Below are 472 nucleotides of genomic sequence, written 5' to 3'. Positions count from 1 at the left end.
TCAAGCATCTCTTCGTATTCTTCAGAGTCAGCACCGCCACAATCTTCAGCCAGCAGATCTGCTTTGTTCAGGAATACAACGATGTATGGTACACCCACCTGACGAGACAGCAGGATGTGCTCACGCGTCTGCGGCATTGGGCCATCAGTTGCGCCACATACCAGAATCGCGCCATCCATCTGTGCAGCACCCGTGATCATGTTCTTAACGTAATCGGCGTGTCCTGGGCAGTCTACGTGTGCGTAGTGACGCTCTGGAGAATCGTACTCAACGTGTGAAGTCGCAATTGTGATACCACGCTCACGCTCTTCTGGAGCGTTATCGATACCATCGAATGCAACTGCATCACCACCCCAAACTTCCGCACATACGCGCGTCAGGGCTGCTGTCAGTGTAGTTTTACCGTGGTCAACGTGGCCGATTGTACCAACGTTAACGTGCGGTTTTGAGCGTTCAAATTGTTCTTTAGCCA

The 472-nt window shown here is 51.9% G+C and carries 1 protein-coding gene; it reads right to left on the bottom strand.

Annotated elements, in window-relative coordinates:
- Positions 1-472: GTP-binding protein (locus Q0882_RS16685; RefSeq protein WP_299184101.1), on the bottom strand; the 472-nt coding region annotated here is incomplete at both ends.

The sequence above is a fragment of the uncultured Neptuniibacter sp. genome, from assembly GCF_947498015.1.
Lineage (GTDB): Bacteria > Pseudomonadota > Gammaproteobacteria > Pseudomonadales > Balneatricaceae > Neptuniibacter.
Note: the sequence above shows the minus strand (reverse complement) of the source record. Positions and strands in the feature narration are given on the sequence as shown.